Genomic DNA, 14408 nt, shown 5'->3' with positions numbered 1-14408 from the left:
AAGAGCCGATAATATTTTATCGGCTCTTTTGAGTTTAAGTTTAGGCTTACTACCCTTTAACTTTGTCTTTAAATTTATCAAAGTCACTTTCTTTGGTTTCTTTAGGCCATGAGTTGTTTGATGTATCAATATCTGCAGTTTCTAATTTTGGATCAACCTTTATAGATACGATTTCTTTTTCTGAAGCTATTGCTTTGCTCACTTCTTTATCATTGTACCTCCAAATTTGTGCAGGATAGGTTTCGGTTTTTGAAGTACCGTCTGCATATGTATACTCTACAATTATTGGCATTACCAATCCGCCTGGTTTTTCAAAGGTGATGTCATAAAAATACTTTGGTTGTTTTATGTTTTTTCTTTCTTCCGCAGAAAAATTATCCATCATATATTCTTTCAACGTTGCTGAGTTATCTGCAGATGTACCTTTACGGAGTTTTTCATCAAATTCATCACTTCCCTCTTCTACTAAATACACTAGTTTCAAATCATCAAGGTTGAGATTATTACTTTCTGCATAGTTTTTTGCATATTGGTTTGGCTCTGATGAAACGTAATATTTTTTAACTTCTTTTAATCCAATATCTACCCAATCTGTAGTGTAGAACCATCCTCTCCAGTACCAATCTAAATCAAATGCAGAAGCATCTTCCATTGTACGGAAAAAATCTTCTGGTGTTGGGTGCTTAAACATCCAACGGTGCGCGTATTCTTTAAATGCGTAGTCAAATAATTCGCGACCCATTACGGTTTCTCTTAATATGTTTAATGCAGTTGCTGGTTTTCCGTAGGCATTATTACCAAATTGGTAGGTGTTTAGACCTTTGGTCATGATTGGTGCAATGTAATCTTGATTTCCTCCCATATATCTTGTGATATTTGCTGCTGGACCTCTACGGGACGGGTATTTCTCATCGCCTGGAGATAATGCATCTGGATACCACTCACCAAAATCTTGCTCTGCAACATACTGTGTAAATGTGTTTAACCCTTCGTCCATCCAAGTCCATTGACGTTCATCACTGTTTACGATCATTGGGAAGAAATTGTGGCCTACCTCATGAATAATTACACTCATCATACCGTATTTGGTGCGATCGTCATATTTTCCATTTTCATCTGGACGACCATAGTTCCAGCAAATCATTGGGTATTCCATTCCTTGACGTCTTGCGTGAACTGAAATTGCCTTATGGTACGGATAATCAAAAGTCATACGAGAATATGTTTTCAACGTACTCGCTACTGCTTTTGTAGACCATTGTTCCCAAAGTGGGTTTCCTTCTTTAGAATATAAAGAAACCGCCATTACATCCTTGTCTCCAATTTTGACAGCCATCATATCCCAAATGTATTTTCTTGAGGTTGCAAACCCGAAATCTCTCACGTTTTCTGCATAAAGCTTCCAAGTATTTTTCTTGTTAGAACGTCCTTTTTCTCTAGCTTCTGCTTCTGCTTGAGTTGAAATTACAACTGGTTCTTTATAAGATTTTTTTGCTTTCTCGTAGCGCTTCATCATATCGTCAGAAAAAACATCTTTTCTGTTTGTCAATTTCCCTGTACCATCTAATAAATGATCTGCAGGCACTGTGATGTTTACTTCAAAATTTCCGAAAGGCAATGCAAATTCATCACGTCCCCAAAACTGCGAGTTTTGCCATCCTTCAACATCGTTATAGACTGCCATTCTTGGGTAGAACTGTGCGATCACGTAGTTTCTATTTCCGTCAGGAAATAATTCGTAACCCGAACGTCCACCATCTGTAACGTGATTGTTAATTTGGTACCACCACTTTATTTTGAAAGAAAATTCATCTCCCGTCTTTAATATTTTTGGCAATTCAACACGCATCATCGTTTGATTGATCATGTAAACCAAGTCCTTACCATCTGTATTTGTAACTTTCTCAATGTTAAAACCACCGTCAAAAGACTCTGTTAAATAGGAGGACCCAAATCGCTCTGCAGACATTGCAGGCGTTATTCTACTAGAATTGATATCTTCTGTTGGTCCATCTTTTTTTCTTACGTTTTGATCGAGTTGCACCCATAAATAACTCAAATCATCTGGTGAATTATTAGTATAGGTAATCGTTTCGTTTCCACTTAAAACAGCGGTCTCGTCATTAATTTCAATATCCATCACATAATCTGCCTGCTGTTGATAATATGCTGGTCCTGGTGCACCTGAGCCCGTTCTAAACATATTTGGCGTAGCAAATTCATCATAAAGTTGTTTAAACTTATTTTGATTGGTGTGACCAGGCTTTCGTTCTTCCTGCTCTTGGCCAACTACATTTAAAGAGATAAAAGTAATTGACAAACAAAGGTATTTTACTAATTTCATAGAAGTTATTAAGTGGTTAATTATTTAAAATTTAAATATTGGTCATTATCATTCTTTGTAAAAATTAAATTATTTACTTCGGAATTTATCTTAGTCTTAACAATATTTTTTTGCTCTGGAAACAACTCAAATAGCAAACTATTACTGATTTCTATTGTTGAAATATCTTCGACATTCTCAATCTCCAGATAACACACTAAGAGGTCATTTTTATATTCTCTACCCAAATAAACAAAAGGAGTTTCTTTAGTATTAATCTTAATGCTGATTTTTTGGGTAAGGTACTTTTTTAGATAATCTTCAACCATAGGCTTTTCATCTATAGTGGTCATCTTTATGTTTTTGTCATAGCGCTTTTGAAGCGTTAATTCTAAATCTGAAATATCAATACGAGAAATAAGCTGAACCGATTTTTTCTCCTTAACATAGCTTAATTGTGTGACACTCACATAGTATTTATGTACAGATGACATAAACACAGGGATTATTAAAGCTAAAAAAGTGATTTTTAAAAAGTTCATAGAAATCAATATGTCGTAAAAATAGCTATTTTATAAAAATTTTTACTCTTAAAAAGTGTTAATAAAATCTCATCCCTATCAAGTTGTCAGTCTTTTGATTCTAGTAATTCATCATTAGATGTGTATAGTTTTTTCAGCAGAAATTCATAGATTTCCAAATCATTACCACTTTTACAAAGTGTTTCAAAATTTGGGTCTTCTGCAACAAAATAAAAAAAATCTATTTTTAAGTGGTCTTCAATTTCATAATCTGAAAACAGTAAACTTGAAAATTCCGACTTAAATTTATTTAAACAATTCTCTTGCTCCTCTAACTTTACAGCGTATTTTAGTTTTTTTGTTCTTCCCGAAATTTTATTTAATATTTTATGAATATTAATCCCAACAAATAATGGAGCAATTACAATAGACTTACCTGCATCTGCCTCATATAACTTGCGCTCTTTTTGAGTTTTGGGCTTTCCCGTATAGCCAGGAATACCAACATCATAAAAGTTAATATCCCGTTGAGCCTCACTATTACCTATATCTAAAAGTAAATTTCCGGTGAGCACTTTACCAACTAAGACCTCATCTAATTCTGTTACCCGATCTAAAAGCTGGATGGAAATAAATCTCTTTTTTAAAATAGAATCTGTAACCACTACATTTTTTGGAATGTACTGAACACTAGAAAACAGTATCGTATCATTTAATCTGGCTAGTACTGTAAATTTACCATCCTCATTTGTAACGGTAAATTCTTGAGCAGTTATATTGAGAACATGAATACGTCCCAAATCTGAATTTGCAGCTATTTGACCTTTCAATTCAACAATTTGCGCTTTAGCTTTAAAACCAATAAGTATTAAAAAGACTAATAATATGTAGCTATTTTTTTTCAAGATGTATTTTAAAGGCTTCCAGTTTTTCTTTTAAAAATTGAAGCATAACAAGCTCGTTACCCACATCACTTAATGTTTTAAAACTAGGGTCGTCTCCACAAAAATAGAAGTACTCGTTCTGTAATGTTTCGCTAAATGGCTCATCTTCAAAGATTACTTTTGCGTATTTAGCTTTTGCCTCATTAATCGCAATACCAATCTCTTCTCTCTCTATTTGCTCTTTTAGGCGTTTCGTCCTACCGGTTATCCAATTTATCAACGGGTTGAGTGGCACTAGACCTCCTCCAGATTGAGCTTCATACAATCGCCTTTCGCTCTGGGTTTTTCTAGGTCCTGTATAACCTGGAATGCCTAAATCATAAAAATTCATTTCTCGTTTGGCCTCGCTATTTTCAATATCTGTCATAAGGTCACCAGTTAATATTTTACCAACCACCACCTCATCCAAAACATTGAGATTAACTTCTAAGTTTATGACCAGCTGTTTGGCTTGCATGGAAATATCATCAACAATAATCTCTTTTGGAACATATTCAACTCCAGAAACAAGAATTGTATCGTTAAGTTTTGCTGGTATCTCAAATTCACCAAAATCATTAGTAATTGTAAACTTGCCTGCGGTCTTATTTATGATATGTATACCAACCAAGTCACCACTTGCAATAATTTTTCCTTTTATATTTTCTGTTTGGGCTAAAATTTCCGAAGAACACAAAAAAAGGATACTAAACAGAAAAAATTTAATCCTTACCACTATCTGTTTTCAAAAATTCCTGACTTTTCTCGTAAAGTAGCTCAAGAAATTCTAATTCTTTACCATAATTAAGCAATGAGAAATCGAAGGTTTCGTCATTTTCAACGTAATTTATAAATTCTTCGACGCGATATGGTGGAATATCAAAATTATCTACAATAAACTCAGATCCAAAGTAATATTTTATATCGCTTACCGGTACGTCAGGAACTCCTGCGCGTTCTTTATCCTCAACCTTAGATCTAAATAATGGCAATAACAGTTGATCCACAACATTTACAATGTTCAAACCATTTACCATAGTTTCAGATTGGGAGTGCATCACTTGATTATCCACTGAAGAACGTGGATCATCTGTAAATTCATATTGGTCACTTTTTTTAATTCCGAAGTAAAGTGCATCGAGTTTAGGATTGAAGGTTTTAACAGTTGCAACATCGGTTTGCAATTCGCCAGTCAACCCTTTTGTCAAGACCAAAATCTCATCCAGTTTGTTGATTTCTTCAATTAAAAATACACGCATGCGTTTTGATTTTATGATAGCTGCATTGATTTGCATATCAAAATTTTGGTATTGCAACGCGCGAAATTCAATAAAATCATTTTCTGCAACTTCTATTTTAAATTCACCATTCTTATTAGTAATGACGCCTTTATTTGTGGAGGTATTAAATACCGTTATGCCTTCAACGTCATCGCCTTCAACAATAATTTTACCATCAACCTCTACTCTTTTAAACGTTTGTGAAGTCATAGAAATCGATGTACATAAGAGTACCAATAGTAATAGTTTTTTCATATTTAGTTTTTTTAGAAGAGTAAATAAAAGATTTGAAAACTTAAATTTGTAATAATGCCTGTTTAAACTTTTGTTAAATTAGTTTATCTATTGACAAAGTATTTATTAAACCTTTAAAAGGGATTACATAAATTTACAATAAATTAAAACCAATGAAAAATATAATTATAGCGAGTACATCAACGATTCACGGTGGCGAACCTTTAGATTATTTACTTGATGAACTGCGTGTTTTTTTTAAGGATACTTCGGAAATTTTATTCATCCCATACGCAAGACCTAGCGGAATTACCCATGACGAGTACACAACAAGAGTGAACGTCGCTTTTAAGAAAATAGGAAAAACAGCCAAAGGCATTCATGAATTTGAAAATCCAAAAGAAGCTATTAAAAATGCAAAAGGGATTTTTACTGGAGGTGGCAATACGTTTGTTTTAGTCAATCAACTCTACAGAAATGATTTGATTGATACTATAAAAACCGAAGTCAAAAACGGAACACCTTACCTTGGCACAAGTGCTGGAAGCAATATTTGCGGACTTACGATTAACACGACCAATGATATGCCAATCGTATATCCGCCAAGTTTTAAGACCTTTGGTTTTGTGCCCTTTAATATCAATCCGCACTATTTGGATCCAGATCCAACCAGCAAACACATGGGAGAAACGCGCGAAACTAGAATTAAGGAGTTTCATAAATTCAATACACAACCCGTTGTTGGGATTCGAGAAGGTAGCTGGCTAGAGGTTAAAGGAGATACAATTACATTAAAAGGAACTTTAGATGCTCGCATTTTTAAATACGACCAAGAACCTTATGAAATTAAAACTGAGAGTGATTTAAGTGATTTGAAATAAAAAAGCTTCATCAATTAAGATAAAGCTTTTGAGCGAGAGACCAGGTTCGAACTGGCGACATTCAGCTTGGAAGGCTGACGCTCTACCAACTGAGCTACTCTCGCATTCCTGTGGCAAATATAGAAATAACTCTAACTTCTGCCAATAAAAAAATTAAAATTTCTTTAAAAAATGATAGCCTAAAATTTCAAAACCCTCGTTATAGTAAAATTTGTGGGACGGGTAATTTTGAACATATGTATTTAACTCAACCGTTGTGCAACCTTTTGATTTTGCATAGTTATAAAGCCAATCTAAAAAAGTTTTTCCCAAACCCTTGTTTCTGTAAGATGCCTCAATGTAAACATGATCAATCTCAACGGTTTTGCCAACATAATGTCTCGTACAAAACCACATACCAGAAACTCCAATCAGTTTATCACCATCACAAATTACTGCACATTCATAATTTTGGGTAACCATTTCGGCAAAACGCTCTTTTAATAATGCTTCGGAAACCTTAAAACTCGTAAGCTCTTGCACTAAAGGAATAATCTCATCAATACGAGATTTTTCTAGGATTTTAAATTGGTAGGACATTGAAATAAATTTAAAGTGAAAACAACTTTTTTTGATTAAGTTTGATTTCGTGATTACTTAAAAAACCAAAAAATAATGGCACACATTATGTAGTCACAAAGATATTATGAAAAGAAGCACATTTATAAAAAATTCAACACTATTTGGTTTGGGGTTAGCGATTCTTCCGCAGATATCATTTCAAGATCATGATGCTTTGATTTCGTACAACGCATTGATAGGCAAAGGTAGCCCTGAAGTCTTTGGCAACGGATATAAATTAAGAAAACAAGCCTATGATGCCTTTTTAAAAATGAGCGAAGAGGCCTTAAAAAGCAATATCAATATCCAGGCTGTATCGAGCTACAGGGATTTTGCACATCAAAACAGAATTTGGGACCGCAAATACAAACAAAATATAAATAAAGGTTTAAGTCCTCAAGAAAGTATTAAAAAAATTATCGAATACTCTACAATACCTGGCACTTCGAGACATCATTGGGCTACAGATATAGATCTTATAGATGCAAATGTATCGCAACCAGGTAACGTTTTGAATCCAAAACACTTTGGAGGAACTGGCTGTTTTTCAAAATTTAAAACGTGGATGGATCATCACGCCAATTCATTCGGTTTTTATCTGGTGTACACAAATGATAAAGACAGAAAAGGCTTTAAATATGAACCTTGGCATTACAGCTACAAACCACTTTCACTTCACTATTTGAAAGCCTATCAAAAACTGGACTTGAGAACTATTATTAATTCTGAGCAATTAATGGGATGTGAGCATTTTTCCGAAGAATTCATAATTGACTATCTCAACGAGAATATCTTAGACATCAATCCAGAACTTTTGTGAATTCATTACCAACAGCTAAATCAACAATGGGAATTGGAAATTTTAAATGCTGCTGCCTTACTTAATCGACTTCCAGAATTGCAAAGCACACATCCAAATCCAGAAAATACAAAACGCGTCATAAATGACGCGTTTTCTAACTAACTAACTCAAATAATTGTCTTAATAAGACATGTATGTTTTAAGATTCTAAACCTTTGATGTATGCCAATACATCCTTTGCGTTGGAGCGTTCTGCAAAAACTAGTGCTGTTACTCCTTTAGTTGACTTTAATTCTAATTTTGCTCCTTTTTCAACAAGCAACTTTAAGATATCCAATCTGTTGTATTTTGCAGCATACATTGCTGGAGTTAGACCATTTGATTTTTTGTTAACGTCCTGGCCTAAATCAATTAGTTTTTTAACAGTATCAAAGTCTCCTTTTACAATTGAAATACAAAATGGATCAACCACTTTTTTAGTTACTGTATCATAAGTTGACGTTGGTAAAATGTTGTTTGTTGCATTTAAGGATGTGAATGAAAACCCTAATGCGATTGCGATAATTACTGCTGATTTTTTCATGATGAAAGATTTTAAATTAATTGATTGTTTTTTGATTATACTAAAGAGACGACAAAATCCTTGAAGTGTTACACCATAAAAAAAGTAATAACGTTTTTTTAACTGTTTGCAAACAAATATGTTAAGAGTTTCACAAAAAGAGAATAATTGGCAATCTATTGCATACAAATACATCAATTATTGGTAATAGTAAATATTTTGTATTCTCATTTTTAGTTATCCGGTATTAAACTTTTATCTTTGATTTTTTATAAAAATCATCATAATGAACAAGAAAGTTATCTTAATGATTTTGGATGGATGGGGAATGTCTCCAGACCCAAAAGTTTCTGCAATAGACAATGCAAACACACCTTACATAGATTCATTGTATCATAACTATTCAAATGCCACCTTAAGAACAGACGGTTTGCACGTTGGTCTCCCAGAAGGGCAAATGGGAAATAGCGAAGTAGGACACATGAACTTAGGTGCTGGTAGAATTGTGTACCAGGATTTGGTTAAATTAAATTTAGCTATTCAAAATGACACATTAAAGGATGAGCAAGTTTTGGTTGATGCATTCAACTATGCGAAATCCAATAATAAACCAATTCATTTTTTAGGTCTGGTTAGTGATGGAGGTGTTCATTCCCATATCAACCACCTGTTTGGATTGATTGATGCTGCTAATAACTTCGGAATAAAAAATTCTTACATACATGCGTTTACAGACGGAAGAGACGTAGATCCAAAATCTGGATTTGGCTTTATCACTTCATTAGAATCACATATTAAAAACACAAACACCCAACTCGCAACAATTACAGGACGTTATTATGCAATGGATAGAGATAAACGTTGGGAACGTATAAAACTCGCTTACGATGCTATGGTAAATGGTATGGGTGCGCATTCACAATCGGCAACAGAATCTATTGAAAACAACTACGATAATCAGGTAACAGATGAATTCATCAAACCTATCGTAATGGTCAACAAGCAAGATGAACCTATTACTACGATCAAAGATGGAGATGTTGTAATCTTTTTCAATTTTAGAACAGATCGAGGTCGAGAACTAACCGAAGCACTATCACAACAAGATTTCCATGAGCAAAATATGCATAAACTTAATTTACATTACGTGACATTGACCAATTATGATGATTCGTACAATGGGATTAATGTAGTTTTCAATAAAGACAATCTTACCGATACCTTAGGAGAAGTCCTCGAAAGACATAACAAAACACAAATTAGAATTGCCGAAACTGAAAAATACCCACACGTCACTTTTTTCTTTTCTGGCGGACAAGAAGCTCCTTTTAAAGGTGAAACTAGATTACTAAGAAACTCGCCAAAAGTAGCAACTTACGATTTACAACCAGAAATGAGTGCTTTTGAACTTACAGAAGCCCTTTTACCAGAACTTAAAAAAGGCGATGTAGATTTTGTATGTCTAAATTTTGCGAATGGTGATATGGTTGGTCATACAGGTGTTATGGAAGCAGCTATAAAAGCCTGCGAAGCTGTTGATATTTGTGTGAAAAAAGTTGTTGAAACCGCTTTGGACAATAATTATACAACAATCTTAATTGCAGATCATGGTAATTGTGAAACCATGATTAATCCAGATGGATCACCAAATACAGCACATACAACCAATCCTGTACCTGTTATCTTAATTGATAATGAGAAATTAACGATAAAGGACGGAATTTTGGGAGATATCGCGCCAACAATATTAAAGCTCATTGGTGTACAACAACCAGAAGCTATGACACGACATTCTTTAGTATGATTAATTTCTAAAAATTGTACTTTTGCAACTTAACAAAAACTCACTAATGAATTTTCAAGATAAACTTGTCATAGCAATAGATTTTGATGGTACAATCGTAGAGGACGCCTATCCAAAAGTCGGTAAAGCCCGTATTTTTGCTTTTGAAACGATGAAAAGACTTCAAAAAGATGGTCATCGACTTATATTGTGGACTTATCGTAGTGGTTCAAAACTACAGGAAGCTGTTGATTTTTGCACAGAAAATGGCATAACATTTTATGCGGTGAACCAAAGTTTTCCAGAAGAGAAATACGATAACTCTGTAAGTCGCAAAATTTATGCAGATATTTATATTGACGATAGGAATATTGGTGGCATTTTAGGTTGGGGAGAAGTGTACCAGCTAATATCAAAAGAAGACCTTAACATGAACATTCCAAAACAAAAAAAAGGATTCTTTTCATTTTTAAAAAAATAACATGATCATAGTAAAAACAAAAGAAGAAATAGAATTAATGCGCCAAAGCGCATTGGTTGTTTCTAAAACTTTAGGAATGCTTGCAAAAGAAACTAAAGAAGGCGTTACAACAAAACATTTAGATAAACTTGCGGAAGATTTTATTAGAGCTCAAGGCGCTCTTCCTGGTTTTTTGGGATTGTACGATTGTCCTTCAACTTTACTTTGCAGCGTTAACGAAGCTGTTGTTCATGGATTACCAACAGATAAACCTCTCAAAAACGGAGATATCGTCTCTATAGATTGTGGAGCGTTTATGAATGATTTTTATGGTGATCACGCCTACACTTTTGAAATTGGTGAAGTTGCTCCAGAAACCAAACAACTCATTAAAACCACTAAAGAATCTTTATACGTAGGTATTAGAGAATTTAAACTTGGAAATCGTGTGGGAGATGTTGGTTTTGCAATACAGCAATATTGCGAAGCTCAAGGTTATGGAGTTGTGAGAGAACTTGTTGGTCACGGTCTAGGTCGCAAGATGCACGAAGATCCAGAAATGCCAAATTACGGTCGTAGAGGTCGTGGTAAAAAATTTATTGACGGTATGGTAGTAGCTATAGAACCTATGATAAATGGTGGTTCTCATCGTGTAAGACAGCTCGAAGATGGATGGACAATTGTGACTCAAGACGGGAAACCTAGCGTACATTTTGAACATGATGTAGCTATTGTAGATGGTAAACCAGAGATATTATCAACTTTTGCTTACGTACATGAAGCATTGGGTATTACTTCTAATGAGGAGGATGAATTCAGAAAAGAAGCCTTAGAAATATAATTTTATATGAATATTCAGCAAATAGAAAACGAACTAGTTTCATTACGAGCACAATTAAAAAACCATAAACTTTATAGTGAGATGTCATCTTTAGATGACATCAAGATTTTTATGGAGCAACACGTTTTTGCTGTTTGGGACTTCATGTCCTTGTTAAAGTCATTGCAAAATAAGCTCACATGCACAACAACCCCTTGGCTGCCATCAAGCAAACCAAAAACAGCCCGTTTTATTAATGAGATCGTGATGGGTGAAGAAACTGATCTCAATGAGTTAGGAGAGCCTAAAAGCCATTTTGAGATGTATTTGGACGCGATGTCACAAATTGGAGCAAATACAGATCATATTGAGAATTTTATCAAGTCAGTTGAAAATAAAAACTCTATTAATACAGCTTTACAAACAAATCAATTAGCTGTAGAAACCCAAAATTTTGTAACATTTACTTTTGATATTATAGACACAGATCAATCCCATAAAATTGCGTCTGCTTTCACTTTTGGTCGTGAAGATGTCATTCCAGATATGTTTTTTGAAATATTAAACCAATCTCAAATTTCTAATGCATCTTACAGTAAATTATTATATTATCTCAACCGTCATATCGAATTAGATGGAGATGAACATGGCCCTCTATCATTAAAAATGATAGAAGAACTCTGCGGAACAGACCAACAAAAATGGCAAGATGTTTTATCTGTTGCAAAATCATCATTACAGCACAGGATAGCTCTTTGGGATGGTATAACTAAACTTATAGGCTCTCAAAAAACTACAATTACGCACTAAACCCTTTGAAAAAACTTTTCAAGTTTATATTAAACACCATTCCCAGACCTATTTTAATTAGGCTCAGCTACATTGCTCGCCCAGTTTTAGCATTCTTTTTAAAAGGCAATAAATTTACAGATCCTATTGACGGAAAAAGCTTTAAGTCCTTTTTGCCTTATGGCTACGGAAACCAGCGTAACAACGTACTCTCACCTTCTACACTAAGTTTAGAACGCCATAGATTGCTGTGGTTATATTTAAAAAATGAAACCAATTTTTTTTCTTCGGAAAGTTCTTCGGAAAATTCAGATGATAAAAAAAAAGTACTCCATTTTGCTCCCGAACAGTGCTTTTTAAAACGTTTTAAAAAACTAAAAAATATAGACTACACCACAACAGACCTACTATCTCCAATTGCAGATGTCAAAGCAGATATATGCAATTTACCTTTTAAGGATAATAGTTACGATATTATTTTATGTAATCATGTTTTAGAGCACATTCCAGACGATACCAAAGCGATGCAAGAATTATATCGGGTTATGAAACCTGGCGGATATGGTGTGTTTCAAATTCCGCAGGAATTATCTAGAGCGGTTACTTTTCAGGATAATTCCATTACAGACCAAAAGGAACGTGCACGAATCTTTGGACAATATGATCATGTTCGGGTTTATGGTCGGGATTATTTTGATAAGCTTCGTAGCATTGGTTTTAAAGTTGATGAAGTAGATTACACTGCTAAACTTTCCGAAGAGGAAATAGAAACATACTGCTTGGCTAAAGGGGAAATTATACCGGTAGTTTATAAATAGTTGACTAAATCAAATCACAATGACTGAACAAATCGTAATTGCAACAGGTGCTTTTTTTGGAATTTTATCAGTAGTTTTTGGAGCTTTTGGCGCTCATGCTCTAAAGAAAAGATTGTCTAAGGATCAACTACATAGTTTTGAAGTTGGTGTCAAATACCAAATGTATCATGGCATCGTTTTGTTAGTTTTGGGTTTTGGCTTAAATCACATCTCCTTAGCGATGTACTGGTGTTTTACGATAGGAATTTTACTCTTCTCTTTTAGCATTTACGGTTTGGTTTTGTCTGACGCTAAAGGAAATAAACTCAAATTTTTAGGACCAATAACGCCAATAGGTGGTATGCTTTTAGTTATTGGGTGGGCACTGCTGTTTATCAATTTCATTTAAAACATTCGTTTCTGAAACAGAAAAAAACAATTAAATAAATTTAGAGCGACTTTTCATCAACTTACTACTAGCATCTATGGATACCATAAATTCTAAATAAGTCGCTAGGTTTTATTTTAAATTATTCTGGGAAGTTATTCAGGTTTAGCGTTTCAAACTCGTTGTTGTCATTTTCAAAAATGATAAACACTTTTAACTCTGGATGAGATTTTAGAAACTGGGTAACAGTTTCTATTCCCATGGTTTGAAATGCAGTTGCATAGGCATCTGCAGTCATACAATCCTCTGCAATTACAGAGATACTAAGAATATTCGTTTTTGACGGATACCCGGTTTTTGTATCGATAATATGTGCATAACGATTACCGTTGTCATCAATTTTAAATTTTCGGTAAGTGCCAGAAGTCGCCATAGATTCATCTTTTAAAACAATCGCTTTGTAAACCGATTGTTCACCGTCAAATCGAGGCTCGTCCAACCCTACTCGCCATGGTGAATTCTTGTCTTTATTCACACCTCTAGCCCTAATCTCTCCTCCAATTTCAACTAGATAATCTTGAATGTTTTTACGCTCTAAAAACTCTCCAATCACATCAACTCCGTAGCCTTTTGCGATGGCATTAAATTCTAAATAAGTATTTTGAGGTTTGTTTATTTTAAAACCATATCTATGGTTAATTGGCTTAACCTTGTCAAAACCTACAAAACGCATTAAACTATCAATCGTGGTGCTATCGGTTAAAAATTTCTTTTTGTCTGCACCAAAACTCCAAGCGTTCACGACGTTGCCAATAGTGGGATCAAATGCACCATTGGTTTGATCATAAATCTTTTTTGAAGCTAAAAACACATTTTGAAAATGGATATCTAATTGATGTGGTTCGTTGCGGTTTAATTTTGAAATTTCAGAATCTGGAATGTAAGTTGACATTGATTGATTGATGACTTCAAATAAACTATCAAATTGCTTGGTGTAGTCCATTTCCGAAGCATAAATTACAGAATAACTGGTACCAAATACTGGTCCGGAAAGTTTTGTATTTATTAAGTCTTGAGTTGTAGATCTTGCTTCCTTTTTACAAGAAGCAACGCATAGAAAAATGATGGTAAAATAAAAAACTCTATACATAGTAGATTTTTAATTAAAGATTTCAGCAAATTTAAACTAAAGAAATAACTTCTTATTAACCAAAGATTGTTAATAACCTGTTTATAACTACTCGT

The 14408-nt window shown here is 34.0% G+C and carries 16 protein-coding genes and 1 tRNA gene; 8 read left to right on the top strand and 9 right to left on the bottom strand.

The genetic code is table 11. From position 1 onward, the window contains the following. Nucleotides 1-49: 49 nt before the first annotated feature. From GQ40_RS00125 to GQ40_RS00105, 5 genes are all read right to left on the bottom strand, one after another. Nucleotides 50-2344 (bottom strand): M1 family metallopeptidase, encoded by a 2295-nt coding sequence (locus tag GQ40_RS00125; protein WP_047544656.1) that lies wholly within the window; start codon nucleotides 2342-2344, stop codon nucleotides 50-52. Between the two features lie 20 nt (nucleotides 2345-2364). Then, on the bottom strand, nucleotides 2365-2865 hold the full coding sequence (locus GQ40_RS00120; RefSeq protein ID WP_047544654.1) for a DUF6702 family protein: 501 nt from the start codon (nucleotides 2863-2865) through the stop codon (nucleotides 2365-2367). An 86-nt stretch (nucleotides 2866-2951) separates the two neighbouring features. Continuing rightward, nucleotides 2952-3749: a hypothetical protein gene (locus GQ40_RS00115; RefSeq protein ID WP_052184096.1), complete on the bottom strand. Its 798-nt coding sequence runs from the start codon at nucleotides 3747-3749 to the stop codon at nucleotides 2952-2954. Further along, nucleotides 3736-4503, bottom strand: coding sequence for a hypothetical protein (locus tag GQ40_RS00110; RefSeq protein ID WP_047544652.1), 768 nt, complete (start codon nucleotides 4501-4503; stop codon nucleotides 3736-3738). The genes GQ40_RS00115 and GQ40_RS00110 overlap by 14 nt, the downstream gene beginning before the upstream one ends. Beyond that, nucleotides 4490-5302, bottom strand: a complete 813-nt coding sequence (locus GQ40_RS00105; protein WP_047544650.1) for a carboxypeptidase-like regulatory domain-containing protein — start codon at nucleotides 5300-5302, stop codon at nucleotides 4490-4492. Before GQ40_RS00105 ends, GQ40_RS00110 begins: the two co-directional genes overlap by 14 nt. A 152-nt stretch (nucleotides 5303-5454) precedes the next feature. Between GQ40_RS00105 and pepE the strand changes: the two genes are divergently transcribed. Then, nucleotides 5455-6162: a dipeptidase PepE gene (gene pepE, locus GQ40_RS00100; protein ID WP_052184094.1), complete on the top strand. Its 708-nt coding sequence runs from the start codon at nucleotides 5455-5457 to the stop codon at nucleotides 6160-6162. Nucleotides 6163-6193: 31 nt separating this feature from the next. Here pepE and GQ40_RS00095 read toward each other — a convergent pair. Further along, nucleotides 6194-6266: transfer RNA gene (locus tag GQ40_RS00095), tRNA-Gly, on the bottom strand. Between the two features lie 49 nt (nucleotides 6267-6315). Beyond that, complete coding sequence (locus GQ40_RS00090; RefSeq protein ID WP_047544646.1) at nucleotides 6316-6741, bottom strand: GNAT family N-acetyltransferase; 426 nt, start codon at nucleotides 6739-6741, stop codon at nucleotides 6316-6318. 106 nt (nucleotides 6742-6847) lie between these two features. On the opposite strand from GQ40_RS00090, the gene GQ40_RS00085 reads away from it, so the two are divergent. Continuing rightward, nucleotides 6848-7582, top strand: coding sequence for a M15 family metallopeptidase (locus GQ40_RS00085; RefSeq protein WP_047544643.1), 735 nt, complete (start codon nucleotides 6848-6850; stop codon nucleotides 7580-7582). Nucleotides 7583-7763: 181 nt separating this feature from the next. Here GQ40_RS00085 and GQ40_RS00080 read toward each other — a convergent pair whose 3' ends face one another. Continuing rightward, nucleotides 7764-8147, bottom strand: coding sequence for an ankyrin repeat domain-containing protein (locus GQ40_RS00080; protein WP_047551195.1), 384 nt, complete (start codon nucleotides 8145-8147; stop codon nucleotides 7764-7766). Nucleotides 8148-8412: 265 nt separating this feature from the next. On the opposite strand from GQ40_RS00080, the gene gpmI reads away from it, so the two are divergent. From gpmI to GQ40_RS00050, 6 genes are read left to right on the top strand one after another with little or no spacing between them, the layout of a single operon-like run. Beyond that, the gene (gene gpmI / locus GQ40_RS00075; RefSeq protein ID WP_047544641.1) at nucleotides 8413-9930 is read left to right on the top strand and encodes a 2,3-bisphosphoglycerate-independent phosphoglycerate mutase; all 1518 of its coding nucleotides are present in this window, start codon (nucleotides 8413-8415) and stop codon (nucleotides 9928-9930) included. Nucleotides 9931-9976: 46 nt separating this feature from the next. Next, complete coding sequence (locus GQ40_RS00070) at nucleotides 9977-10390, top strand: BT0820 family HAD-type phosphatase (protein ID WP_047544639.1); 414 nt, start codon at nucleotides 9977-9979, stop codon at nucleotides 10388-10390. Nucleotide 10391: 1 nt separating this feature from the next. Continuing rightward, nucleotides 10392-11210, top strand: a complete 819-nt coding sequence (map, locus tag GQ40_RS00065) for a type I methionyl aminopeptidase (RefSeq protein WP_047544636.1) — start codon at nucleotides 10392-10394, stop codon at nucleotides 11208-11210. 6 nt (nucleotides 11211-11216) lie between these two features. Next, entirely contained in the window at nucleotides 11217-11999 is a 783-nt protein-coding gene (locus GQ40_RS00060; protein ID WP_047544635.1) for a DUF3050 domain-containing protein, read from the top strand. Between the two features lie 5 nt (nucleotides 12000-12004). Next, on the top strand, nucleotides 12005-12796 hold the full coding sequence (locus GQ40_RS00055) for a class I SAM-dependent methyltransferase (protein WP_047544633.1): 792 nt from the start codon (nucleotides 12005-12007) through the stop codon (nucleotides 12794-12796). Nucleotides 12797-12815: 19 nt separating this feature from the next. Next, nucleotides 12816-13184 (top strand): DUF423 domain-containing protein, encoded by a 369-nt coding sequence (locus GQ40_RS00050; protein ID WP_047544631.1) that lies wholly within the window; start codon nucleotides 12816-12818, stop codon nucleotides 13182-13184. A 121-nt stretch (nucleotides 13185-13305) separates the two neighbouring features. On the opposite strand, the gene GQ40_RS00045 is transcribed toward GQ40_RS00050, so the two are convergent. Further along, nucleotides 13306-14313, bottom strand: coding sequence for an FAD:protein FMN transferase (locus GQ40_RS00045; protein WP_047544629.1), 1008 nt, complete (start codon nucleotides 14311-14313; stop codon nucleotides 13306-13308). Nucleotides 14314-14408: the final 95 nt, after the last annotated feature.

This window comes from Psychroserpens sp. Hel_I_66 (assembly GCF_000799465.1).
Classification (GTDB): Bacteria; Bacteroidota; Bacteroidia; order Flavobacteriales; family Flavobacteriaceae; genus Psychroserpens.
The sequence above is the reverse complement of the archived record's forward strand: the minus strand, read 5'-3'. Positions and strand labels throughout refer to the sequence as shown.

Bases quoted from the DNA above. Each gene is read 5' to 3' on its own strand.
- GQ40_RS00125 (WP_047544656.1), bottom strand. From the start codon at position 2,344: ATGAAATTAGTAAAATACCTTTGTTTGTCAATTACTTTTATCTCTTTA.
- GQ40_RS00120 (WP_047544654.1), bottom strand. From the start codon at position 2,865: ATGAACTTTTTAAAAATCACTTTTTTAGCTTTAATAATCCCTGTGTTT.
- GQ40_RS00105 (WP_047544650.1), bottom strand. From the start codon at position 5,302: ATGAAAAAACTATTACTATTGGTACTCTTATGTACATCGATTTCTATG.
- pepE (WP_052184094.1), top strand. From the start codon at position 5,455: ATGAAAAATATAATTATAGCGAGTACATCAACGATTCACGGTGGCGAA.
- GQ40_RS00090 (WP_047544646.1), bottom strand. From the start codon at position 6,741: ATGTCCTACCAATTTAAAATCCTAGAAAAATCTCGTATTGATGAGATT.
- GQ40_RS00085 (WP_047544643.1), top strand. From the start codon at position 6,848: ATGAAAAGAAGCACATTTATAAAAAATTCAACACTATTTGGTTTGGGG.
- GQ40_RS00080 (WP_047551195.1), bottom strand. From the start codon at position 8,147: ATGAAAAAATCAGCAGTAATTATCGCAATCGCATTAGGGTTTTCATTC.
- gpmI (WP_047544641.1), top strand. From the start codon at position 8,413: ATGAACAAGAAAGTTATCTTAATGATTTTGGATGGATGGGGAATGTCT.
- GQ40_RS00070 (WP_047544639.1), top strand. From the start codon at position 9,977: ATGAATTTTCAAGATAAACTTGTCATAGCAATAGATTTTGATGGTACA.
- map (WP_047544636.1), top strand. From the start codon at position 10,392: ATGATCATAGTAAAAACAAAAGAAGAAATAGAATTAATGCGCCAAAGC.
- GQ40_RS00060 (WP_047544635.1), top strand. From the start codon at position 11,217: ATGAATATTCAGCAAATAGAAAACGAACTAGTTTCATTACGAGCACAA.
- GQ40_RS00050 (WP_047544631.1), top strand. From the start codon at position 12,816: ATGACTGAACAAATCGTAATTGCAACAGGTGCTTTTTTTGGAATTTTA.
- GQ40_RS00045 (WP_047544629.1), bottom strand. From the start codon at position 14,313: ATGTATAGAGTTTTTTATTTTACCATCATTTTTCTATGCGTTGCTTCT.